This is a genomic window from Acinetobacter sp. GRABPA_MV_2, assembly GCF_056725885.1.
On sequence record NZ_JBWZNA010000017.1, the window covers coordinates 67,146 to 89,418 of the forward strand.

At 38.9% G+C, this 22,273-nt stretch carries 20 protein-coding genes and 1 pseudogene; 13 read left to right on the forward strand and 8 right to left on the reverse strand.

The genetic code is table 11. The features are described 5' to 3' along the window. The first annotated feature begins 3 nt into the window (after nucleotides 1-3). On the forward strand, nucleotides 4-783 hold the full coding sequence (locus ACXM0J_RS14440; RefSeq protein ID WP_002121572.1) for a M48 family metallopeptidase: 780 nt from the start codon (nucleotides 4-6) through the stop codon (nucleotides 781-783). A 54-nt stretch (nucleotides 784-837) separates the two neighbouring features. On the opposite strand, the gene ACXM0J_RS14445 is transcribed toward ACXM0J_RS14440, so the two are convergent. Together ACXM0J_RS14445 and crp are read right to left on the reverse strand one after the other, a co-directional pair. Beyond that, a complete protein-coding gene (locus ACXM0J_RS14445; RefSeq protein WP_086264404.1) occupies nucleotides 838-1,887 on the reverse strand; it encodes an NADP(H)-dependent aldo-keto reductase in 1,050 nt (349 codons plus the stop codon). A 158-nt stretch (nucleotides 1,888-2,045) separates the two neighbouring features. Then, the gene (gene crp / locus ACXM0J_RS14450) at nucleotides 2,046-2,753 is read right to left on the reverse strand and encodes a cAMP-activated global transcriptional regulator CRP (protein ID WP_046812331.1); all 708 of its coding nucleotides are present in this window, start codon (nucleotides 2,751-2,753) and stop codon (nucleotides 2,046-2,048) included. A 249-nt stretch (nucleotides 2,754-3,002) separates the two neighbouring features. On the opposite strand from crp, the pseudogene ACXM0J_RS14455 reads away from it, so the two are divergent. From ACXM0J_RS14455 to ACXM0J_RS14465, 3 genes and pseudogenes are all read left to right on the forward strand, one after another. Then, a pseudogene (locus tag ACXM0J_RS14455) lies at nucleotides 3,003-3,113 on the forward strand (hypothetical protein); the annotation flags it as partial. A 78-nt stretch (nucleotides 3,114-3,191) separates the two neighbouring features. Beyond that, nucleotides 3,192-3,614 (forward strand): OsmC family protein, encoded by a 423-nt coding sequence (locus tag ACXM0J_RS14460; protein ID WP_005041936.1) that lies wholly within the window; start codon nucleotides 3,192-3,194, stop codon nucleotides 3,612-3,614. Nucleotides 3,615-3,708: 94 nt separating this feature from the next. Continuing rightward, nucleotides 3,709-4,134, forward strand: a complete 426-nt coding sequence (locus tag ACXM0J_RS14465; RefSeq protein WP_086264419.1) for a GNAT family N-acetyltransferase — start codon at nucleotides 3,709-3,711, stop codon at nucleotides 4,132-4,134. Here ACXM0J_RS14465 and ACXM0J_RS14470 read toward each other — a convergent pair. Further along, nucleotides 4,131-4,940, reverse strand: coding sequence for a M23 family metallopeptidase (locus ACXM0J_RS14470; protein ID WP_086264405.1), 810 nt, complete (start codon nucleotides 4,938-4,940; stop codon nucleotides 4,131-4,133). The two genes, ACXM0J_RS14465 and ACXM0J_RS14470, sit on opposite strands and share 4 nt — an antisense overlap. A gap of 300 nt (nucleotides 4,941-5,240) precedes the next feature. Here ACXM0J_RS14470 and clpB point away from each other — a divergent pair, with 300 nt between their 5' ends. Further along, nucleotides 5,241-7,820 (forward strand): ATP-dependent chaperone ClpB, encoded by a 2,580-nt coding sequence (clpB, locus tag ACXM0J_RS14475; RefSeq protein WP_086264406.1) that lies wholly within the window; start codon nucleotides 5,241-5,243, stop codon nucleotides 7,818-7,820. A gap of 51 nt (nucleotides 7,821-7,871) precedes the next feature. Here clpB and ACXM0J_RS14480 read toward each other — a convergent pair whose 3' ends face one another. After that, nucleotides 7,872-8,366: a CinA family protein gene (locus ACXM0J_RS14480; RefSeq protein ID WP_086264407.1), complete on the reverse strand. Its 495-nt coding sequence runs from the start codon at nucleotides 8,364-8,366 to the stop codon at nucleotides 7,872-7,874. A gap of 265 nt (nucleotides 8,367-8,631) precedes the next feature. On the opposite strand from ACXM0J_RS14480, the gene ACXM0J_RS14485 reads away from it, so the two are divergent. Beyond that, nucleotides 8,632-9,048, forward strand: a complete 417-nt coding sequence (locus tag ACXM0J_RS14485; RefSeq protein ID WP_086264408.1) for a hypothetical protein — start codon at nucleotides 8,632-8,634, stop codon at nucleotides 9,046-9,048. 18 nt (nucleotides 9,049-9,066) lie between these two features. Here ACXM0J_RS14485 and rlmKL read toward each other — a convergent pair whose 3' ends face one another. Continuing rightward, on the reverse strand, nucleotides 9,067-11,277 hold the full coding sequence (gene rlmKL, locus ACXM0J_RS14490; RefSeq protein WP_199978422.1) for a bifunctional 23S rRNA (guanine(2069)-N(7))-methyltransferase RlmK/23S rRNA (guanine(2445)-N(2))-methyltransferase RlmL: 2,211 nt from the start codon (nucleotides 11,275-11,277) through the stop codon (nucleotides 9,067-9,069). A 240-nt stretch (nucleotides 11,278-11,517) separates the two neighbouring features. Between rlmKL and ACXM0J_RS14495 the strand changes: the two genes are divergently transcribed. The 5 genes from ACXM0J_RS14495 to ACXM0J_RS14515 all read left to right on the forward strand — a co-directional run bounded on the left by ACXM0J_RS14495 (nucleotide 11,518) and on the right by ACXM0J_RS14515 (nucleotide 16,759). Beyond that, nucleotides 11,518-11,862, forward strand: a complete 345-nt coding sequence (locus ACXM0J_RS14495; protein WP_014206195.1) for a hypothetical protein — start codon at nucleotides 11,518-11,520, stop codon at nucleotides 11,860-11,862. A gap of 124 nt (nucleotides 11,863-11,986) precedes the next feature. Further along, nucleotides 11,987-13,003, forward strand: coding sequence for an aspartate carbamoyltransferase catalytic subunit (locus tag ACXM0J_RS14500; protein ID WP_014206196.1), 1,017 nt, complete (start codon nucleotides 11,987-11,989; stop codon nucleotides 13,001-13,003). A gap of 12 nt (nucleotides 13,004-13,015) precedes the next feature. Beyond that, complete coding sequence (locus ACXM0J_RS14505) at nucleotides 13,016-14,251, forward strand: dihydroorotase (RefSeq protein WP_005070303.1); 1,236 nt, start codon at nucleotides 13,016-13,018, stop codon at nucleotides 14,249-14,251. Nucleotides 14,252-14,464: 213 nt separating this feature from the next. Then, nucleotides 14,465-15,886, forward strand: a complete 1,422-nt coding sequence (locus ACXM0J_RS14510) for an OmpA family protein (protein ID WP_086264410.1) — start codon at nucleotides 14,465-14,467, stop codon at nucleotides 15,884-15,886. Nucleotides 15,887-15,979: 93 nt separating this feature from the next. Beyond that, nucleotides 15,980-16,759: a Rossmann-like and DUF2520 domain-containing protein gene (locus tag ACXM0J_RS14515; RefSeq protein WP_086264411.1), complete on the forward strand. Its 780-nt coding sequence runs from the start codon at nucleotides 15,980-15,982 to the stop codon at nucleotides 16,757-16,759. A 13-nt stretch (nucleotides 16,760-16,772) separates the two neighbouring features. Here the strand turns inward: ACXM0J_RS14515 and ACXM0J_RS14520 are convergent, their stop codons facing one another. Further along, nucleotides 16,773-17,399, reverse strand: a complete 627-nt coding sequence (locus tag ACXM0J_RS14520) for a glutathione S-transferase family protein (RefSeq protein WP_086264412.1) — start codon at nucleotides 17,397-17,399, stop codon at nucleotides 16,773-16,775. Between the two features lie 173 nt (nucleotides 17,400-17,572). Then, the gene (gene trmB / locus ACXM0J_RS14525; RefSeq protein WP_002121537.1) at nucleotides 17,573-18,289 is read right to left on the reverse strand and encodes a tRNA (guanosine(46)-N7)-methyltransferase TrmB; all 717 of its coding nucleotides are present in this window, start codon (nucleotides 18,287-18,289) and stop codon (nucleotides 17,573-17,575) included. Between the two features lie 145 nt (nucleotides 18,290-18,434). Here trmB and ACXM0J_RS14530 point away from each other — a divergent pair, with 145 nt between their 5' ends. Then, nucleotides 18,435-20,873, forward strand: a complete 2,439-nt coding sequence (locus ACXM0J_RS14530) for an ExeM/NucH family extracellular endonuclease (protein ID WP_086264413.1) — start codon at nucleotides 18,435-18,437, stop codon at nucleotides 20,871-20,873. Between the two features lie 207 nt (nucleotides 20,874-21,080). Continuing rightward, nucleotides 21,081-21,692, forward strand: coding sequence for a glutathione binding-like protein (locus ACXM0J_RS14535; protein ID WP_005303579.1), 612 nt, complete (start codon nucleotides 21,081-21,083; stop codon nucleotides 21,690-21,692). Nucleotides 21,693-21,752: 60 nt separating this feature from the next. Here the strand turns inward: ACXM0J_RS14535 and ACXM0J_RS14540 are convergent, their stop codons facing one another. Next, nucleotides 21,753-22,097 carry a hypothetical protein gene (locus ACXM0J_RS14540; RefSeq protein ID WP_060465558.1) on the reverse strand — a complete coding sequence of 115 codons (345 nt, stop codon included), beginning with the start codon at nucleotides 22,095-22,097 and terminating at the stop codon, nucleotides 21,753-21,755. Nucleotides 22,098-22,273: the final 176 nt, after the last annotated feature.

A 22,273-nucleotide genomic window follows, 5' to 3' on the forward strand; every position in this document is an offset into this window, starting at 1 on the left:
GTTATGAATAAAAAACTCTTTTTAAGCTTGTGTGCAGCAAGCGTGATGACCATTTCTGGCTGTGCAACCGTAGCGGACATGGCAGGTGCAGATACTGCAACCTTGAATGCTCAATCTGCTCAAGGTTTTAATAAGATGGTGCAGGAAGCACGTGGTAAGGGTGCTCTCGATACAAGTTCTAGTACATATAACCGTATTAATGCTGTATTCAACCGTTTAAAACCATATGCGAACCAGATGAATCAGACTGGTCAACCATTTAGCTGGCAGTTAGCGGTGTTGAAATCAGATACGATTAATGCTTACGTTGCACCTGGTGGCAAGGTAGTGTTCTATACAGGTATTGTGAATAAATTGAATCTGACAGATGCTGAAATTGCAGCTGTTATGGGACATGAAATGACACATGCTTTAGAAGAGCATGCAAAAAGTAAAATCGGTGCACAAGCTTTAACTGATTTAGCTCTAGGCATTGGTTTAAGCTATGCGGGTAATAATGTAGGCCAGCTTGGTACTGCTGCTGCTCAGTTAGGTACACAAGTGGGTGTGGGCTTACCATATTCTCGTAGCTTGGAAAGTCGTGCTGACCAAGGTGGTTTAATGTTGATGGCGCGTGCAGGCTATAATCCAAATGCAGCGATTACACTTTGGGAAAAAATGAATAAGCTTGAAGGTGGTGGTGGTTCATCATTCTTGTCTACTCACCCATCTAACTCACAACGTATTGGTGATATGCGTAAAAACTTACCTGCGGCAATGGCAGTTTATAATAGCCGCAAATAAGATGTAAATTTTATATAGATAAAGAAAACGGATGCTTAAGCATCCGTTTTTTATTTAAGGAGCTGGGTTGGGCTGCTGAGTATGGATGGCTTCAATACCTTGTAGGACTTCACTAGATAACTCAATCTCAAATGCCTGAATATTCTCTTTGAGTTGGTCTAAATTAGTGGCACCAATAATTGTGCTTGTTACAAAGAACTGTTGTTTAATAAAAGCTAAGGCCATTTGAGTTAAGCTTAGCCCATGTTTTTCTGCTAGCTGTGCATATTGTTCAGTTGCCCATTCGCTTTGAGGGTTACTGTAGCGGCTAAACCGAGGAAATAATGTTACACGGGCATTAGCTGGACGAGCACCATTTCTAAACTTGCCGGTTAAGTATCCAAAAGCCAGAGGAGAGTAGGCGAGCAAACCGACATCTTCATATTTGGCAATCTCAGACATACCTATTTCATAAGTACGGTTGAGAAGACTATATGGGTTTTGAACACTTACAAATTTACTGACACCTAGCTTTTCAGCCAAATGTAAAAATTTCATAGTGCCCCAAGGCGTTTCATTTGATAAACCAATATAGCGAATGCGTCCACGGTTAATTTCTTCTTGTAGAGCGAGTAAAGTTTCTTCTAGAGGTGTTGTGTCGTAATCATTTTCAGCTTGCTGATTGCCATAAGCGAGCGTACCAAAAAAGTTGGTATGACGTTCAGGCCAATGTAGTTGATAAAGATCGATATAGTCCGTTTGGAGACGTTTAAGTGAACCATCTAGTGCTTTGGCAATATGGTCGCTGTTAAAGCGGGTATGGCCTTCTCTGATGTGCGTTCCTCCAAAGCCTGGACCTGCAATTTTAGATGCGAGAAAAACTTTGTCACGTTGTCCATTTTGGGCAAACCAATTGCCAATAATAGTTTCAGTTGCACCGTAAGTTTCTGGTTTTGGTGGAACAGAATACATCTCTGCTGTATCCCAAAAATATAAACCATGTGCCAAGGCATAATTGAGTTGTTCAAAAGCTTCTTGTTGGGAGTTTTGCTCACCAAATGTCATGGTACCTAAACAAATTTCTGGAAGTTTAATGCCTGTGCGACTAAGTGAATTAAATTGCATACAGTGAAATCCTTGGAAATTTTGAGTTAGCCTAACGGAGAATATGTATTCAACTTAAATCATAAATTTAGAATAGTTTGTAATTTTTATGTATTAACTCATTGTTGCATATAAAAAAAGCAAACCGAAGTTTGCTTTTTATTAAAATTTAATGAATGTTACTCTTCATCGTCGTAGTCTTCATCAGAAACAGAGTTTTCTTCTAATGAAGTATCAAAAATAAGAATAGCTTTACCATCTGTCTGGATCATACCTTGATCTTCTAAGGTTTTGAGTACACGACCAACCATCTCGCGTGAGCATCCAACAATACGGCCAATTTCTTGACGAGTAATGCGAATTTGACGTCCATTTGGCAAAATCATTGCTTCAGGTTGAGAAGATAGATCGATTAAGCAACGTGCAATACGACCAGACACATCAATGAACGCAAGATCTGTCATTTTACGGGTCGTATTTTTTAGACGGCGAACTAATTGTGCAAAAACAGCATAGCTTAAGTCTGGATATTGTTTGCTAAGTTCGTGAAAGTTGTCATATGAAATTTCTGCAATTTCACAGACATCGCGCGTACGAACTTCGGCTGTACGTTGAGGGTTCGGTTCGAAAAGCCCCATTTCCCCAAAGAAATCTCCCGGATTTAAATATGCAACAACAATTTCACGTTCATCATCTTCACGTAAAATAATTGAAACTGAGCCTTTTAAAATTAAATATAAAGATTTTGACTCTGTTCCGGCATCAACAATTGTGGTTCGTTTTGGATATCTGTTGATGTGAGCACGTTTTAACAATGCTTTAACGGATTCAGGTAGTTGCCCCGGGGATAAAGCATCTGTGCTGAGTTGTGAAAAATTTGAAGTCATGCTTAATATGTTCCGAATAGGGTAAACAATTCACACAAGCCCGAGATGAGCTATTACACAGAAGAGATGAAATTCCTTATCAACTCATTTTATGTTAGTGTACAAAACAAGGGCCTGTTGACATTTCACAGATGGTTGCGACATAAGACAATTCTTTTAGACGTACCTAATAAGAACTATGAAATTTAGTCATTCTAAATAAATAGATCTTAACAACGGAACGTACAAAATAACTTGGTCTTGCGCTAAGCCTGCGCTGCTTTTACTGCAACTCAGATTATGGCTGAAATTTCACAAACTTTATTACAAAACTGGACAAAGGATTGCCATTGTCTGGGTTTTGCGTCTTATTTGGATTAATTTTTAGCTATAACGCAATCCATAGATGAAATGTCAAAAGACCCTACTTAAATTTATAATTTTTTTTAGGTAGTTGCAATGCAAACAAGTGTACATTGGCTAGAGAATGTTGCTTTTGAAGCGAAATCAGATAGTGGGCATAGTGTCATTATGGATGGCTCACCTGAGTATGGTGGTGAAAACCGTGGTCCACGTCCTATGGAGCTGTTATTAATGGGACTTGGTGGATGTGCTTCGTTTGATATTGTGACCATTTTAAAGAAATCTCGCCAAGATGTGACGAATGTTGTATGTAACTTAAAAGCTGAGCGTGCTGACACAATTCCGGCTGTCTTTACTAAAATTCACCTACATTTTGTGGTAACGGGTAAAGCTGTGAAAGAAAAGCAAGTTGCAAAAGCAGTTGAGTTGTCTGCCGAGAAATATTGTTCAGCAAGTAAAATGCTTTCTGATGGTGGTGTAGAAATTACACATGACTTTGAAATTATTGAAGCTGAATAAGGCACTTGTTTGATAGCTAAAAATTAAAAGAAGCTGACATAGAGTTGGCTTTTTTATTATCAAAAATAACTAAAAAATAAGAGGAACAATGAAATTGCATATTCGTTCTGCTAAATCGGAAGATATTCAAGCAATATGTGATCTACTCAAACAGATGGGATACTCACAACCTCTCGCTCTTATTCAAGAAAAATTTGAATTATTAAATCACGACTCTAAGTCACAAATTTTAGTTGCTGAAGAAGAAGGTGAAATTTGTGGTTTTTTATCCCTCTACTTTATTCCACAAATAGCCTTACAAGGCGACTTTGCCAAAATATGTTATTTGTGCGTTAACGAGAATATGCGTAGTAAAGGTGTAGGACATTTACTCGTACAAGAAGCAGAACAATTAGCCAAGCGTCATGGTTGCGATCGAATGGAACTGCATTCAGGAGTGCAAAGACCTTTGGCACATCAATTTTACCTCAGAGAAGGTTATGTCGAGGCACCAAAGTATTTTCGTAAAGCTTTAAATTAACGAGCTGTATTTAGGAAAAGCTGAGGATCTACCCGAGCATTATTAAGGCTCATCCCCCAATGAAGGTGAGGGCCTGTCACTCGTCCAGTTTTGCCTACTAAACCTAATGTTTCTCCTTGGCGGATATGCTGGCCTTTCTCAACTTTAATTGCACTTAAATGGCAGAACATGCTGATGAGGCCTTGACCATGATCAATCAACACTGTTTGACCATTAAAAAAATAAGATCCAGTTTGCACAACGACACCATCTGCGGGCGCAACTACTTTTTGTCCTACTGGCGCAGGAATATCTAAGCCTGAGTGGGGTGCTCGTTCTTCACCATTAAAGAAACGTTTTCTCCCGAAAGAGTTGCTAAATTTTCCTGAAGTTGGACGTATAAATGTTGGGAGGGTTTGCCATGAGCTCTGTCTAAATGAACTATATACATCATTTTGTTCTTTCGCTTCTTGAGCGTAGCGGTCTAATTGACTTTGGTTAGGGTTCACGTAATCTTGATTAGTGACTTTAATCCGTTGTTCTGCGTAAGGATAAGACTTAACTTCTATTTGGATCGGGGCTTTATTTGTGTCGAGTTGAATACTGCCGATTGGAGTAGATAATGGAATACCAAGCACAGCATAACGCTGCTGACCTTCTTGACTAATTAAAACAGGCTTTTGTTGAAAAGTGACCTGAGTAATATCAGTAGTTAGAGGAATAACTGCAATTCCACCAGGTCGTCTAGAGTCTTGGGGGAGCTGAGCGATTGCCAGTGCCGAAGTAAAAAGACAAGTTGTTGTTAATATAATATGTTTAAAGTGCATTTTTCATTTCAAAACGAGTAGGAAACTAGCAAGATAAACTAAAGCTTAATTACTAAATTCTCAATGAAGACTTTGTGAAAAGCGTAGTAAGAATAAGCATAAATCTAAATATTCAAGCATTTTAATAAAATGTAGCTGAACTGTACTTGAAATATATACAAAACAATCCCATATTATAATGGAGTTTTACTCATTGTTATTTTTATAACATTATGAAAAATATATAAAAATTTATTTGAAATTCGAAGAAGTGTTCCCATCTATTAGACAAGTACAAATTTGTTGTGAGGAATAACAAGAATGCGTTTTGAAAAATTTACAAACCGCTTGCAGCAAGCCCTCTCAGATGCTCAATCTTTAGCGATGGGTAAGGACCATACCGCTATCGCAGGTATTCATATTTTGTCTACCTTGTTAGAAGAGCCATCAAATATTAGCTTGTTGCAACAAGCAGGTGCACGGTTACCTGAACTTAAACAGAAACTTGAACAGGCTATAAAAGATGCACCGACAATTGCCAATCCAACGGGTGATGTCAACTTAAACCCAGAAGCTGTAAAAGCACTTAATTTGGCAGACAGATATGCACAGAAAGCAGGTGATGAATTTTTATCAACTGACTGGGTGTTGTTGGGTTTGGCAGAGACCGGCGAAACTAAAAGTATTTTAAGTGCGGTAGGCGTAACTCCTGACAGTTTACGCAAAGTAATTGAACATATTCGAGGTAATGACAAAGTCATGAGTAATAATCACGAAGACCAACGTGACTCACTTAATAAATATACGATTGATTTAACAGAGCGTGCTTTATCTGGAAAACTTGATCCTGTCATTGGGCGTGATGATGAAATTCGACGCACGATTCAGGTGTTATCGCGTCGTACCAAAAACAATCCTGTTCTTATTGGTGAGCCGGGCGTAGGTAAAACCGCTATTGTTGAAGGTTTGGCACAGCGTATTGTGAATGGCGAAGTGCCAGAGGGGTTAAAGAATAAACGTGTTTTATCCCTCGACTTGGGTTCATTACTGGCTGGTGCTAAATATCGTGGTGAGTTTGAAGAACGCTTAAAAGCAGTTTTAAAAGATTTGGCGAAACACGAAGGCGAAATCATCCTGTTTATTGATGAGTTACATACGCTTGTAGGCGCTGGTAAAGGCGATGGCGCAATGGATGCAGGGAATATGTTAAAACCTGCATTAGCACGTGGTGAATTGCGCTGTGTGGGTGCGACAACATTAGATGAATATCGCCAATACATTGAAAAAGATGCTGCTTTAGAGCGTCGTTTCCAGAAAGTATTGGTTGATGAACCAAGTGTTGAAGATACGATTGCGATTTTGCGTGGACTCAAAGAAAAATATGCTACTCACCATGGTGTGCAAATTTTAGACTCTGCGATTATTGCTGCGGCGAAAATGTCTCATCGTTACATCACCGATCGTCAATTACCAGACAAGGCAATTGATTTGATTGATGAAGCAGCTTCTCGTATCAAAATGGAGATTGACTCTAAACCTGAAGCACTTGATAAGCTTGATCGCCGTTTAATCCAGTTGAAAATGCAATTGGAAGCTGTGAAAAAAGATGAAGATGTCGGCAGTAAAGCTGAAGTCACTCATCTTGAAAAACAGATTGCTGAAGTCGAGAAAGAATACAACGATCTTGAAGAAATCTGGAAGTCTGAAAAAACTTTAGTAGAAGGTACTAAACAGGCTCAGGTGGAACTTGATAAAGCGCGTATTGCTTTTGAGAAAGCTCAGCGTGAAGGTGATTTGGCTGAGGCAGCACGTTTACAGTATGGCGTAATTCCAGAGTTGCAAAAACAACTCGAGCAAGACGAGGTTGCAGAAGAAAACGAAGAGCCAAAACTGATTCGTACTAAAGTGACTGAAAATGAAATTGCTGAAGTTGTTAGTGCTGCAACAGGTATTCCGGTTGCTAAAATGATGCAAGGCGAGCGTGAAAAACTCCTTCATATGGAAGAGTTTTTACATGACCGTGTTGTAGGGCAAGATGAAGCTGTTGTTGCGGTGTCGAATGCAGTACGTCGTTCACGTGCCGGTTTGTCTGACCCGAATCGTCCTAGTGGTTCGTTCTTGTTCTTGGGTCCAACAGGTGTTGGTAAAACTGAGTTGACTAAAGCGCTGGCTAACTTCTTGTTTGACAGTGATGATGCCATGATTCGTATCGACATGAGTGAATTCATGGAGAAACATTCGGTTAGCCGTTTGGTTGGTGCACCTCCAGGATATGTCGGTTATGAAGAAGGCGGTGTTTTAACTGAAGCTGTTCGCCGTAAGCCATATAGCGTAGTGTTGTTTGATGAGGTTGAAAAAGCGCATCCAGATGTATTCAATATCTTGCTCCAAGTATTGGACGATGGCCGCTTAACAGACTCACAAGGTCGAGTAGTAGACTTTAAAAATACGGTAATTGTGATGACTTCGAACTTAGGTTCACAAGATGTACGTGAGCTAGGCGAGGGTGCAACAGACGATGAAGTGCGTACCATTGTAATGAATGCGGTAAGTCAGCATTTCCGTCCGGAATTTATTAACCGGATTGATGAGCTTGTGATTTTCCATTCACTCAAAAAAGCACAAATTCGTGGCATTGCCGATATTCAGTTGGATCGATTACGTTCGCGTCTTGTTGATCGTGACATGAGTTTAACTGTAGATGACACTGCTTTTGATTTATTGATTGATGCTGGTTTCGATCCTGTATATGGTGCGCGTCCATTAAAACGTGCGATTCAACAACAGATTGAAAACACATTAGCACAAAAAATCTTGTCGGGTGATTTTGTCGCAGGTGATACTATTCTAGTCAAAGGCGAAAATGGGCATTTAGTCTTCGATAAAATGAAACTCAGCTAAGCTTTGTCTGCTAAAACCGAAAAGAGAATATGGAAACATATTCTCTTTTTTTTATGGTGAATCACTTTTTATGGTTGAAGTGAGTAAAGCAATTATGGCATCTGAAACTTTCTGAGTTAATGTCTTTAACTTTTGTTCTGAGTGACCAGATAAAAAATAACGATAATGGTAAATATGCTGTTGGTAAGAAATGCAAATAAAAAAGGTGCCCACAGGTTTTTCTGGGGTTTCACTTCCGCCAGATTTTAATAGCCCAGTACAACTGACAATAATATCAGCTTGTTGAAATAAGCTTTGACCCAGCCTACACATTTCCTCCGTGACTTGCGGTGACTCTGCTGTGTAAGTCTCTATTAACTTTGGATCGATATTTAAAATACTAATTTTAATGCTTGGGTCGTAGCTAACTAAGCCACCCAGTAAAATATCTGCACCACTGTTTTTGTGAATAGAAAATTGACTGGTTAAATAACCGGAACTGGCGCTTTCAATAAAGGCGATTTTGAGTTGGCGATCTTCTAATAGTTGGCAGCAGTACTGAAGCATTATTTCACCTCGAATGGTGTTTATTTATAACTAAAATCAATTATAGAAAATTATAAAATCACAGTAAGTGATTTAAAGGTGTGATTCAAGTCGAAGATAAAAATCTATAAAAAGGCTTAATATTTGAAAAATGCTTGGGAAATATTTCTGGTTTTAAATTGATCAATGTTAATTGTCGGGAAATCTATTCATAACATTGCGACATGTTTAAAAAATTGTTAATTTTGTTCGATATAACAAACAATAACAATTTAGGATAAATGCAATGAACAATAAACAAGGACCTGCGCTGTGTATTTTAGGTTGTATTTCAATGATACCAATTAATGTATGGGCTGCGCAGCCTCTAAGTGAAGGGGCTTTGGCAACGCAAACAGGGGCGGTAAATGCAGCTTTGCCTGTAATTATTGCGAAAGCTCAAGACGATGCTAAGAAACCAATGACAGAACAGCAACAGGCACGTCAGGCATTAGGGGATAATTATTTACAACAAGTTCGATGGGATGCACTTAGAACAAGTGTACTTTCACCTTATCAAGAACAAAAACAAAACCATGTTATCGATAGTAAGGAAAAGAAGAAACTGGAAATGATGGCATTACCGGAAAGAGCAGACCGCTTTACCAAATATGATTTTGAATCAAAGAATGTTCATGGTGAGGTTATTATTACCGTGAAGTAATAATAACCTCTAGTCTTATTAATATTGATCTAGGCCAGGATGCTGGATTTTCCATGCACGGTGGATTTTTTGATTACGTTTAAAATCAGGGCCAATGGTCTCAGAAGTAATTTCTTCAACCTGAAAAATAGCTTCGATCTCTTCGTCCATTTCAAAACCACGATAGTTGTTTGAGAAATAGAGTGTTCCTTCACTATGTAAACGGTTCATTGCACGTTTAATGAGTGAAACATGGTCACGTTGGACGTCGAAAGTACCGTAGAACTTTTTAGAGTTTGAGAATGTCGGTGGATCGATAAAAATAAGGTCGTATTGTTCATGACCTTCTTTTAACCATTCAAAACAGTCGCTCGCAAAGAACATGTGCTGTTCATCTGCATGATCTACAGTCAGGCCATTTAAAACGAAGTTTTCTTTTGACCAGCTTAAGTAAGTATTAGATAAGTCTACACTTGTCGTGCTTGCGGCACCGCCTAAAGCAGCATGTAAGCTTGCTGTAGAGGTGTAGCTATATAAATTCAAGAAGTGTTTGCCACGCGCTTCTTGAGCGATACGTAAACGCATTTGACGATGGTCAAGGAATAAACCTGTATCTAGGTAATCTGTCAGGTTAACTAAAATTTTAGCTTTACCTTCCTGAACGATAAAACGTTTTGAGGCAGTACTTTGTTTTGTATATTGATTTGTACCTGTTTGGCGCGCACGTGTCTTAATAAAGATGGCATCGCGGTTTAAACCAGTAACAGCACGAATTGCAGCGAGTGCTAAATTAAAACGTTTCTTTGCTTTTTCAGGATCAATTGTCTTTGGTGGTGCATATTCCTGAACGTGTAAGCGATCGCCATATAAATCTACAGCGACATTAAAGTCAGGTAAGTCTGCATCATACAAACGTAAGCAATAGACATTTTCTTTCGTTGCCCATTTTTTCAAGGCAGTCATATTTTTTTGCAAACGGTTAGCAAAATCTTGAGCTTCTTCCATTTCAATAGGTTGAGCTTGCCAAGTTGCTAAGAATGGTTGTGTAACTTTTTCCGGCTTAATTGAACCAAAGCGAATGTAAATCGGCAATTTACCATTCATTAAGCGTAAAGTTTCAGGTGCTTCAAACGCTAAAACATCTGCTTGTTCAATTTGCGCTGCAATAATTGCTGCATATTGATTTGGGAAATGTTTTTGTAAAAGCGCAGATAAACCTAGGTAAAGAGAGCGGTTAGATGCTTTATCACCTAAACGTTCACCATAGGGAGGGTTTGTCACAATAAATGCAGTTTTGCCTTCAGCTGAAAAATCAGGCCAATCCGCTAAAGTACGTTCTTCAATCTGAATTTGACCTAATACTTTTTCAAAGCCAGCCGCAATAATATTTTCACGGGTTGCTTTTACAGCTTCCCAGTCTGCATCGTAGGCATAAAATTTAGGTAAAGGTAATTCAAGTGCTTTTTCATGACGTTCTGCTGCTTCAGCTTTAATTGAAAGCCAAAGTTCGCGGTCATGACCATGCCAACCATTAAATCCAAAACGGCGAACAAGTCCTGGCGCACGGTCAGTCAAAATCATTAATGCTTCAATAATAAATGTACCTGAACCACACATTGGGTCGAGCACAATCTCTGGCTTACGTTGCTGAAGCTGAGCTTTTTGTAAGATTGCCGCCGCAAGGTTTTCTTTGATTGGTGCATCCGTCATATAACGACGGTAACCACGTTTATGTAATGAATCACCAGATAAATCTAAGCAGTAAGTATGTTCGGTTTTACCTGCTAAAACATATAACGTAATTTCTGGTTGTTTAGTGTCAATGCTCGGACGACGACCTACAGCTTCCATAAAAGAATCGACAACACCATCTTTTGCTCGAAGTGTTGCAAATTGAGTATTAACCTTAATTTCACGTTCTGCATGTAAGCGAATTGCGAAGGTACTTTGTGGTGCAAAAATAAGTGACCAGTCAAAGCTAATCGCACCTTCATAAAGCTCTTCAGCTACATCACGTGCATCGTGTGTATGTTCGAGTTCATAAGTATGAATTGGAAGTAAAACACGTGAAGCAAGACGCGACCACATACAGATGCGATAAGCATGTTCAAGCGTCCCTTCAATGATTAAACGTCCTGCTTTACGTTCTGTCACTTTGGTGCCAAGCTGTTCTATTTCTTCTTGTAAGAGGGCTTCTAAACCATCAGCACAAGTAATCCAATAGTGGTTTAAACGTAAAGAGGTATTCATAAACTCGATTGACCAAAACATATAAATATTAACGATGCAAAGTTTAACTTATTTTGATGTGTAAAGGTTTTTAAATTATTGCAACCTATCATAATCCAACCAATAAACTGATTTTTAAAGATTAATACAGTAAAAGTGGTATGTATTTTGCTAAGTCAATCCTATCAATGGTTATTTATTTAACAAACACAGCTATTTTTTAACCATTTTTATTATTTTAGATTAATGGGGTAATTATAAATGAAAGACATGATGGGGAATGGTTTTGTTTCTAATGCAGATGCTTTCTCAGTAGCTACACAAATATATGTACGCATGCGTAGGGTGACAGGGCGGGTAATAGATGCCCTGTATGTGGTTCAAAATAAAGATTATGCAAAATATGTTATTGGGCTTGCACTAGAGTCGGACGACGACGAATTAAAACGATGCGTTGAACGATTAAAATCGTTGGTTGACACAATACCGGAGCTTTCTCAAAAAGAAAAAATTACTGTTGTTAACGATGATGAAGATTCAGAAATCAGTGCCGAAGACATTTATCGAGCACAAGTTCCACATCATTATATTGGTGCCTTGAGATAATCTAGATCAAGGTCCTAAATTTTCTGGTTAATTTAGGGCCTTATTCTGTAAAGTTCTTCTGCGAAAAGAGCGGAATTCAGCTACACTATGCACGTTTTCGCGATTCGACCCATAGGAATCCATTATGCATATTGCAGCGTTGCATCAACCGAGCCAGGTTCAGCTCAATCAAGACGGAAATTTAAAACATTTTTTAACCATTGAGGGGCTTTCAAAAGAAAACCTCACTAAGATTTTAGATACCGCACAAAGCTTTTTAGATGATAATAATAATTTAATTAACCGTCCGCTCTTAGAGGGATTGACGGTTATGAATCTCTTCTTTGAAAACTCCACCCGTACCCGTACTACTTTTGAAGCAGCAGCAAAACGTTTGTCTGCCAATGTACTGAACATTGATATTGCACGTTCAAGCACTTCAAAAGGTGAAACTCTACGCGATACGCTCTGGAACCTTGAAGCAATGGCTGCAGACATTTTTGTTGTTCGCCATTCATCTTCGGGTGCTGCACATTTTATTGCTAAAGATGTATGTCCTAAGGTCGCGATTATTAATGCAGGGGATGGACGTCATGCGCATCCAACGCAAGCGATGCTTGATATGCTGACCATTCGCCGTGAAACTAAAAAACCATTTGAAGATTTAAGCGTTGCCATTATCGGGGACATTAAACACTCTCGCGTTGCACGTTCGGATGTGGCTGCATTACAAACTCTAGGTTGTAAAGATATTCGTGTGATTGCACCGAATACATTATTGCCAGTGGGCTTTTCGGAATATGGCGAGCACGTTCGCTTATTCAACAAGATGGATGAAGGCATTACTGGTTGTGATGTGATTATTGCTTTACGTATTCAAAACGAGCGTATTGACTCTCCAGCATTATCTTCACAGTCTGAATTCTACAGAATGTATGGCTTAAACAAAGAACGTCTTGGTTTAGCTAAACCAGACTGCATTGTGATGCATCCGGGACCAATGAATCGTGGTGTAGAAATTGATTCAAGTGTTGCTGATGGAGATCAGTCGGTTATTTTGAAACAAGTAACCAATGGCATTGCAGTTCGTATGGCCGTATTGGCGTTATCGATGCAAGGCCAACTCCAAGAGCAAGGTTTAATTGAAGCGATTACGTTGTAAGGAATGGATCACATGAGTATTGTAAAAATTGAAAATGTACGTGTGTTAGACCCAATCCAAAAAACAGACAGCGTACAAACTGTATATATTGAAAATGGCAAGTTGGTTGCTCCAGTAGAGCAAGTGGAGCAAACCATTGACGGCCAAGGCAAATGGTTAATGCCAACTATGGTTGATTTATGCGCGCGTTTGCGTGAACCGGGTCAACAGCAACATGGGACATTGAAATCGGAAGGTAAGGCAGCACGCGGCAATGGTATTTTGCATGTTATTACACCACCTGATTCAAAGCCGATTGTACAAGACAACGGTGCTCTCATTCATGGCTTGATTGAAAAGGCATGGCATGATGGGGGCATTCACATGCATATCATTGGTGCTCAGACCCAAGGTTTAAATGGTAAGCAACCAGCAAACATGGCGGGCCTGAAAAAAGGTGGTTGTACTGCTGTTTCTAATGCGAATGCTGCTTTTGAAAATGACGATGTAGTTATTCGTACCTTGGAATATGCAGCGGGTCTTGGTTTAACGGTTGTGTTTTATGCTGAAGAGCCACAGATTGCTAAAGACGGATGTGCACACGAAGGCTTTATTGCTTCTCGCCAAGGTTTGCCAATGATTCCGGCAATTGCTGAAACTGTGGCGATTGCGAAATATTTGCTTATGATTGAAGCAACTGGCGTAAAAGCTCACTTTGGTTTGTTATCTTGTGGTGCATCGGTTGAATTAATCCGCGCAGCAAAAGCAAAAGGTTTACCTGTGACTGCCGATGTAGCAATGCATCAGTTGCATTTAACTGAACACTTAACTGATGGTTTCAATTCTCTAGCACATGTTCGTCCACCATTGCGTTCTGAGCAAGATAAAGAACTTTTACGTCAAGGTTTAAAAGAGGGCGTGATTGATGCAATTTGTACGCATCACGAACCTTTAAGCAGCTCCGCAAAAATGGCACCATTTGCTGAAACTCAACCGGGCATTACTGCTTTTGATACTTATGTATCTTTAGGCATTCAACTCATTAATGAAGGCTTATTTGAACCTTTAGAGTGGGTGGAGAAAGTGACTAGCGTACCTGCGCAGGTTGCCAATATGACTACGCGTTGGAAAGATGAAGCAGGATGGGTGTTAGTCGATCCTGAATTAAGCTGGACAGTAAGCAAAGACACGATTTTATCGCAAGGGAAAAATACTCCATTGTTGGGCCAAAACCTTAGCGGTAAAGTACTTCAAACTTTTGCTAACTGATAAAGCGGTTATTTAAAGTAAATTTAAAATATAAACAGGTAGATCAATAAGATCTGCCTGTTTTGTAAAGACTAGATGCAAATTTGTATATAAATTATTTAAAAAACAATAAAAGATCGAACGCAGATTAGAATAAAAAACTATCAGCAAAGAGAAGTATTTGAATAATCAAAAGTTGCTGGTTACGACGTATAAAATTCGGGAGAATAACCAATGTCGATAAACCCTATAGAACTGCTTAAAGAAAAAGTATCATCAACTATATTAAATAATCAGGACGGATACCTAGGCGAAAAATCGAATGCTTTATCTAAGTTTTATCCAATTTTACTTTCATTGTTAGCTGCTAAACCTGATCTTATTGGACAATTAAAAAATAGTTTGACTCCTTCATTATCAGACCTCTTTTCTCATAATGACCAAATCAAGAATACGGTACTTACTCATTTAAGCGGTACGGCACCAAATAATGAAATCGAAAGTACACTCAATAGTGCAATTAAACCCAGCCTTAATGCAATTTCGGATGTTGCCGGAAATGATCAACAAAGTATTGTGAATTATTTACGTCAGCATGCCGAAACAATTCGTTCACATTTACCGGGATGGGCTGTTGGCCTATTAGCGCCACTAGGGCTTGGTGCAGGCTTGTCTTCTGTTACACCGTCAACAGCACCACCACTTGCCGCTGCGACTGAAAATACAGGCAAATCTCGTGGATTCTTGCCTATTATTGCACTCATTATTCTGGGTCTTATCATTGCTTGGTTATGGCGTTCTTGCCAACATAAGGAGGTTGTGCCAGCACCAGAACCAACGGGTGCAAGTGGTGTTGAAGCTACTACCGCAGCTGCACCCGCGAGTTTAACATTAAGCACAGATGATAAAGGTGCTGTGAGCCAGTGTCAGGCAGGTATTGGAGATCAAGGACTCTTAGCAACACTACAAACTCAAGTTAAACAGGTTTTCTCATCAACCCAAGATTGTAACGTTGATACCAGTCAAACATATGCAGCTGGATTTACAGATAAAGATGCTCTTGCTGGCGTACTTGGTGCATTGAAAGGTGTGCCAAATGCATCTTTAGAATGGATAGGTGACAAAATTACTTTGAAAGCAGGTGATGCAGCAGCGTTAGCAGCATTAACTGCTAAAGTAAAAGCGCTTGTTCCTCACACTGAAGTTGTTTCTACAGCCCCACAAACAGCTGAGCAATCCGTAAGTAATAGTTTAAGTGCCTCGCAAACAGCTTTAAGCTCAATTGACCCGAACAATGTCGATGTAAATGCATTAGTAAAAGCACTCAACTTACAAATCATTAACTTTGCGAGTGGCTCAAGTGATATTCCTGCAGATAACAAAGCCATTCTTGATCAAGCTGCAGCACTCTTAAGTAAAGTGACTAATGTAAAATTAAATGTGGGTGGTCATACCGACTCGACGGGTAATGCTGCAGCAAATAAAGCTTTATCACAACGCCGTGCTCAAGCAGTAGTCGACTATTTAACATCTAAAGGTGTAGATGGATCTAAATTAGTTGCACAAGGTCATGGCTCTGATCAGCCTGTTGCAGAGAATACAACAGAAGAAGGACGTTTTAAAAACCGTCGTATCGAGTTTTCTGTAGCTCAATAATGTTCTGATTTATGAAAAATTAGTTATTTAAATTTGAAAAAAGCTTCTCATTTTGAGAAGCTTTTTTGTTGGAACAAATAGTGTTGGATTGATATGAAAATCAGTTTGGTTGGAAGTGGGAGAGTTGCCTTTCATTTAGCAAAGGTACTGTTGGCTCAAGGACATCACATCGTACAAGTCTATGCGCGTGATTTTGAGAAGACCCAAAAGTTTGCAGAGCAATTTCATGCAAAAGCATGTCAGTCTCTTCGCGAATTTCAACTGACCGATCTTATTATTTTATCAGTTTCAGATAGTGCTATTGCTGACCTTGCAAACCAGATTCATGAATTATTTCCTGAAACACTTATGGTTCACACCTCTGGTAGCACAGATATTGAAGTCATCAGTCATGTGCACAAAAAAGCAGGGGTATTTTATCCATTACAAACATTTAGCCTTGAAAGAGACGTTGACTGGTCTGCAACACCATTATTTGTTGAAGCGGTAACAGATATTGATCAAGAACTACTTTCAGATTTAGCAAATAGCCTAAGTAAACGAGTATATCAATACACCTCAAAACAGCGTTTAACTTTGCATTTGGCAGCTGTGTTTGCTTGTAACTTTAGTAACTATTGTTTTGATATGGCAAAGCAGGTTGTAGATAAAGAGCAGGTTGACTTTAGCTTGCTCTATCCTTTAATTATAGAAACAGCAAAAAAAGCGACTGAAAATGATCCAAAGCAAATGCAAACAGGGCCTGCGGTAAGGGGAGATCAGAACATCTTGGCAATGCATCAAGACTTATTAGCTCAAGCAAATCAAAATGATTTAAAACAGGTTTATCAACTTTTAAGTGATGGCATCGTGAAACGCCATCACTCGGACTAAAGCTTGCTCAAAATTAAGGTTCGCCATTATTGCCCCATTTTAAGAAACCCGCACGTTGATTTAAACGTTCAAAATATTGGTCGACATGCTTAAGCGTTGGATGGTCAAAAGGAGTGGCCTTCCAGCGTTGTACAGACAGACCAATTGGAATATCGGCCAAGCTAAATTGTGAACCAGCAACATAGGCCTGAGTTTTTTCAAGTTGTTGATCGAGAATCTGCATATGATGATTCCAGTCATCAATACCTTGTTGTAATAAGTTTGGATCTTGATGATCTGGAGAATGTCTCAAGAGAGACATAATGGTATAAGTCCAGCTGTTATTCAGCTCGATGGCTTGCCAATCAATCCACTGATCAACAAAGAATCTTTCTTTCGCTTGAGTAGGGTAAAGCTGATGTTCTTTATCGTAAGCATTTGCCAAATAACGGATAATACTGTTGGACTGCCAAAGGACTAAATCGCCATCTAAAACAACAGGAATTTGACCATTTGGATTTAATTGTAAATATTCAGGTGATTGAGCGGAGCGAAAGCCTCGTCCCCAATCTTCTCTTTCATATTCAAGATTTAATTCTTCGCACAACCATAAGACTTTGCGAACATTAATGGAGTTATCGCGCCCTAAAATTTTTAACATGTGGTGTCCTTAGTATTTTTAGTGTGGCAAGTACCAGTTTCTATAAATAGCTAGATTCGCTTAGATTGGCAATTATTAATTAGAAAGAAGAAATACTATAGATCAGATATATATTTAATTTCTTTTTATATAAAAAAGAAAAGGCCTAGTTTATTACTAAGCCTTTTTATTATTTACTTAATCTTTTTAAAGATAAAGTCATTAATTTTATGGCCTGACTCAATACCACGGCGTTCAAACTTAGTCACTGGGCGCCATTCTGGACGTGGGTAACTGTTGCCTTTACCTGCCAAGTTTTCAAGGTCTGGACGGTTGTCTAAAATATCAAGCATCCATTCAGCATACGGTTCCCAGTCTGTTGCTGCGTGGAATGTACCACCAAGCTCAAGTTTCTGTTCAACCAATTGCATACGCTCATGAATAACAAAACGGCGTTTGAAATGACGTTTCTTTTGCCAAGGGTCTGGGAAGTAAAGTTGTACGCAGTTAATGCTGTTGTCTGGCATTTCACGTAAAACCTGAATCGCATCTGCATCAAGTACACGTAAGTTTTTAAGTTCTGCCATACCTGCTTCATAAAGACACTGAGCAATACCAGGTACGTGGACTTCAATACCCACATAGTTGCGTTCAGGGTTGGCTTTTGCCATAAGTACTAATGAACGACCCATACCAAAACCGATTTCAACAGTTAAAGGACGTTCTGGATGTTCGAAGTGTTGGCGTAAGTCACCAACAGGATATTCCAAAATTAAATCGCGATGTTGTTCTAATGCCGTGCGTTGAGACGTATTAAGGGGTGCTGAACGACGCATAAACGTCACAATTTCACGGTGTTCAGGCAAATTGTCTAAGTCTGCAATTTGCGTTTCTAACTGATCGATCGACATAACCTTGGCAATATTGAAATTCAAATGCGGTATTTTAAGTCTTCATGTGGTCAAGTCAAATGTTTCGGTGTTTTTCTTCATGTAGATGTCATGTTCAATATTTAATCTAAGAATCTATATAAATTTCAAATGAACATATTTAATCATGAAAAACTTTCAATTACGCACACTTTCTGTGCTGTTAGGGGCACTTGGTGCTTTTACATATAGTCCTTGGGCACAAGCACAGCTCATGTTTAGTCAATATGTTGACGGCAGTAGTAACCGCAAAGGTTTGGAAATTTATAATCCAGATGGGACTACAGTTAATTTAGCCGACTATGAGATTCAACAATTTAATAATGGTGGTACAGCAAAAACAGCGGCTTTCCGTTTACAAGGGTCATTAACCAGTAAGCAGAAGTTTTTAGTAGGTCGTTCTGAGTTACAGGCTGAACTTGGTAGTAAAGTAAATCAGGTCGCTGCATTATCTTTTAACGGTGATGATGCCGTTGTACTTGTTTATAAAGGCACACCTGTAGACCGTTTTGGGCGTATTGGTGAGCGACCAGAAGCAGGATGGGGAACAGCCGTTTCGAGCTTGGGAAATAGTTTTAAGCGTATTGAAACTGAGAACCCAGCTTTAAGTATTGATGCAACCGCAGCATTTGATTTGGACCGTTCATGGTCGGCTTGGGCAAATCGAAATGACTTTTCAAATTTATCAGGTTCTACAACTCAGCCTCCTGTTGAAACAGTAAGTTGTTCAAGCTTAGATACACCAATTGCTGATTTAGCTACATCAACTCAAGACCAGACTTATACAGTGCGTGGGGTGATTACAGCTGACTATCGTTATGCCAATGGTTTCTCTGGTTTCTATATTCAGACACCAGATACGAAAGCACGTGCGAATGTTAGCAATGCTATTTTTGTTTATATTCCAAATAGCAGTGCTGTAAAAGGTGGACAAATTGGTGATGACGTTATTTTGCGTGGTCGTTTAACAACTTATCAAAACCAATTACAATTAGATCAATTACAACAAGATATTCAAACTTGTAATAGCAATATGGCAAATCAAGTTCAGCCGATTAGCCTTGAACTCCCATTTGCTAGCTTAACGGGTGGTTCAACCCATTCTCCGCAGCGTTATCAAGGTATGTTGGTCAAATTACCTCAGACTTTAACGGTAAGCGAGAACTACAATTATGGTCGCTATGGTGAATTATCTCTAAGTTTAGGCCGCTTATATATTCCGACTAATTTATATCCTGCACTATCTCCTGAAGCTAAAGCTCTTGCTCAGAAAAATTTATTGTCGAAAATTATTTTTGATGATGGCTATAACAATCAAAACCGTACTCCGTGGTTACCGACAAATTTTAGCGCTGCCAATACGCTACGTTCGGGTTATCAACTTAAAAATGCTGAAGGTATTTTAGAATATCGTTTTAATGGTTGGCGTGTGCAACCAGTGCTTGGACGTAATCAACCTGAAGTGATCACTCAAACAAACCCGCGTCAAAGTGTCATTACCAAAAATGCCAATCACATTCGTGTAGCTTCATTTAACGTTTTGAACTATGACAATGGCGCAACTGGTTTTCCAACAGAACGTGGTGCAACGACGCAAGCTGAGTTTGATAAACAGCACCGTAAAATTGTGAGTGCACTCAAAGCAATTGATGCTGATGTGTACGGTTTAATGGAAATTGCGAACAATGGTTATGGCCCAAACAGTGCAATTGCTCATTTAACCAGTGCTTTAGGTAGTGATTGGAAATACGTTGTTCCTGAAAACTTAGACCGATTAGGTGGTGATGTAATTGCTGTTGCTATTATTTATAACAGCAAGCGTGTTAAGCCTTTGAATAAACCTGTTGTGCTTGATTTGGGCGACAAGAACCGAACAACATTGGCGCAAAGTTTCCAAGCAGTTCGTGGCAATAAAACGTTTACTGTTATTCCAAACCATTTGAAATCGAAAAGCTGTAGCGGGGTGGATGCTAGCTCTACTGATGCAGACCAAAAAGATGGTCAAGGTTGTTGGAATTCGACTCGTGTGAAAGCAGTAGATCAAATTGTGCAGTGGTTGGCGAAAAATCCAACTCAAGTGCCTAAGCAAAATGCTTTACTTGTAGGGGACATGAACAGCTATGCAAAAGAAGAACCTATTTTGTCATTTGAAAAAGCAAACTACAAAGTTTTGCTGAATGACGCTAAGGTAGGACAGGGTGCTCAGGCATATAGCTATGTATTTGGTGTTGCGAGTGATGCCAATGGAAATGGTGGAGCAGGTAACTTAGACCATGCAATTGCCGATGCGACTTTATATCCAAAAGTGGTTAGAACCTTTGCATGGCATATCAATGCAGATGAGCCAACGGTTCTAGATTACAACGAAGAATATAAAACTGATGAGCAAAAGGCACTGTTTTATGGTGAAGATGCTTATCGTTCTTCGGACCATGACCCTGTAATTGTCGATCTGGATTTAAATGGAAAAGACTCAAGCCATCCTGACGATGATAAGAAAAATGGGATCTTTGATTTCTTAAATGAATTAATGAATTGGCTTAGTCAGCTGTTTAAGCGTAATTAACGGAAAAATTGCGTGACGCAAATGTGTTTTATCATATTTTAAACAATCGTCACGCAAGACAACTTGCAAGGAATAACTTTTTCAAGAATATTAGATGGTGTAAGTATTTTATAAGTTTACGCTTTTTTACAATTAAGGAATTGTGCAAACCTTGCAGGTTTTCTAGAAGCAATTTAAAACGTTAATATGAGATAACAAGGATCAGATATGAAATTATATTATTCGCCAGGCGCATGTTCTTTAGCTGCACATATTATTTTAAATGAAATTAATGTTGATTTTGATTTAGAACGAGTAAATTTAAAAACACATAAAACAGAAAAAGGCGCAGATTATTACGAGATTAATCCAAAGGGATATGTACCAGCTTTAGAAATTAACCCTGGCTTAATGTTAACCGAAAACGTTGCGATTTTACCGTTTCTTGCTCAGCATGATCCTAAGCAGGATTTAATTCCGCCATCAGGGATGGGCCGTGCGAAAGTATTGGAGTGGTTGGGGTATTTGAACTCTGAGTTACATGATGCCTATGCAGTATTCTTTGGGGCACCGTTAACGACTGATGAAAAAAATAAAGCTTATGCAGAAATTGATCGCCTTTTAAAATATATCGATAATTATTTGGCTGAATCTGATTATGATTATTTAGTAAATGATAATTTCGGCCCAGCAGATGCTTATCTATTTGTTTTAACAAATTGGTCAAACTCAATTGAGCACGATTTAACACCATATAAACACATTATTGCATTACGTAATAAAGTTGCAGAACGTCAATCTGTACAAATTGCGATGCGTGATGAAGGTTTAATTTCATAAAAGATTTTAAAAGCCAAAAAAAGCCCCTAATCAATAGGGGCTTTTTTATACTAAAGAAGATTAGTGTTGAGCATCTTTTTTCACATCAGCAGCTGCATTTTCAACAGCTTGAGCTGTATCGGCAGTTGCTTTACGTGCAGTCGCTTCAGTTTTTGCAGCAGCTTCAGCGGTTGCGTCAGCAGCATGATCAGTTGCAGCATCAATCTTCTCAGCAGCATTATCAGTCGCAGTTGCAATATCTTCTGCAGCTTTGTCACCAGCAGATTTGATATCCGCGCTTGCTTGTTGAGCAGCATTTTCTAAGTGTTCACCTGTAGTCGCGCCAGTTTCTGGAGCTTTATCTTTATTACAACCAACAAGGGCAACAGTCGCAGCAAGACCTAAAGCAACAAGTAATTTATTCATTGTGTTTTTCCTTCTAATTCATGGCATCCAAATATGGATGTCTAAAATATAAACATAAAGTAAATGATTAATAAAGATCGAAAATTGTTAAGAAGTTGTAACTCTAGTATTAAAAAAGCCTAGCATTTTGTAATGCTAGGCTTGAAATAAATAATAATGATTTTGACCGATTTTAC

Bases quoted from the DNA above. Each gene is read 5' to 3' on its own strand.
- ACXM0J_RS14440 (WP_002121572.1), top strand. From the start codon at position 4: ATGAATAAAAAACTCTTTTTAAGCTTGTGTGCAGCAAGCGTGATGACC.
- ACXM0J_RS14445 (WP_086264404.1), bottom strand. From the start codon at position 1,887: ATGCAATTTAATTCACTTAGTCGCACAGGCATTAAACTTCCAGAAATT.
- crp (WP_046812331.1), bottom strand. From the start codon at position 2,753: ATGACTTCAAATTTTTCACAACTCAGCACAGATGCTTTATCCCCGGGG.
- ACXM0J_RS14460 (WP_005041936.1), top strand. From the start codon at position 3,192: ATGCAAACAAGTGTACATTGGCTAGAGAATGTTGCTTTTGAAGCGAAA.
- ACXM0J_RS14470 (WP_086264405.1), bottom strand. From the start codon at position 4,940: ATGCACTTTAAACATATTATATTAACAACAACTTGTCTTTTTACTTCG.
- clpB (WP_086264406.1), top strand. From the start codon at position 5,241: ATGCGTTTTGAAAAATTTACAAACCGCTTGCAGCAAGCCCTCTCAGAT.
- ACXM0J_RS14480 (WP_086264407.1), bottom strand. From the start codon at position 8,366: ATGCTTCAGTACTGCTGCCAACTATTAGAAGATCGCCAACTCAAAATC.
- ACXM0J_RS14485 (WP_086264408.1), top strand. From the start codon at position 8,632: ATGAACAATAAACAAGGACCTGCGCTGTGTATTTTAGGTTGTATTTCA.
- rlmKL (WP_199978422.1), bottom strand. From the start codon at position 11,277: ATGAATACCTCTTTACGTTTAAACCACTATTGGATTACTTGTGCTGAT.
- ACXM0J_RS14495 (WP_014206195.1), top strand. From the start codon at position 11,518: ATGAAAGACATGATGGGGAATGGTTTTGTTTCTAATGCAGATGCTTTC.
- ACXM0J_RS14500 (WP_014206196.1), top strand. From the start codon at position 11,987: ATGCATATTGCAGCGTTGCATCAACCGAGCCAGGTTCAGCTCAATCAA.
- ACXM0J_RS14505 (WP_005070303.1), top strand. From the start codon at position 13,016: ATGAGTATTGTAAAAATTGAAAATGTACGTGTGTTAGACCCAATCCAA.
- ACXM0J_RS14510 (WP_086264410.1), top strand. From the start codon at position 14,465: ATGTCGATAAACCCTATAGAACTGCTTAAAGAAAAAGTATCATCAACT.
- ACXM0J_RS14515 (WP_086264411.1), top strand. From the start codon at position 15,980: ATGAAAATCAGTTTGGTTGGAAGTGGGAGAGTTGCCTTTCATTTAGCA.
- ACXM0J_RS14520 (WP_086264412.1), bottom strand. From the start codon at position 17,399: ATGTTAAAAATTTTAGGGCGCGATAACTCCATTAATGTTCGCAAAGTC.
- trmB (WP_002121537.1), bottom strand. From the start codon at position 18,289: ATGTCGATCGATCAGTTAGAAACGCAAATTGCAGACTTAGACAATTTG.
- ACXM0J_RS14530 (WP_086264413.1), top strand. From the start codon at position 18,435: ATGAAAAACTTTCAATTACGCACACTTTCTGTGCTGTTAGGGGCACTT.
- ACXM0J_RS14535 (WP_005303579.1), top strand. From the start codon at position 21,081: ATGAAATTATATTATTCGCCAGGCGCATGTTCTTTAGCTGCACATATT.
- ACXM0J_RS14540 (WP_060465558.1), bottom strand. From the start codon at position 22,097: ATGAATAAATTACTTGTTGCTTTAGGTCTTGCTGCGACTGTTGCCCTT.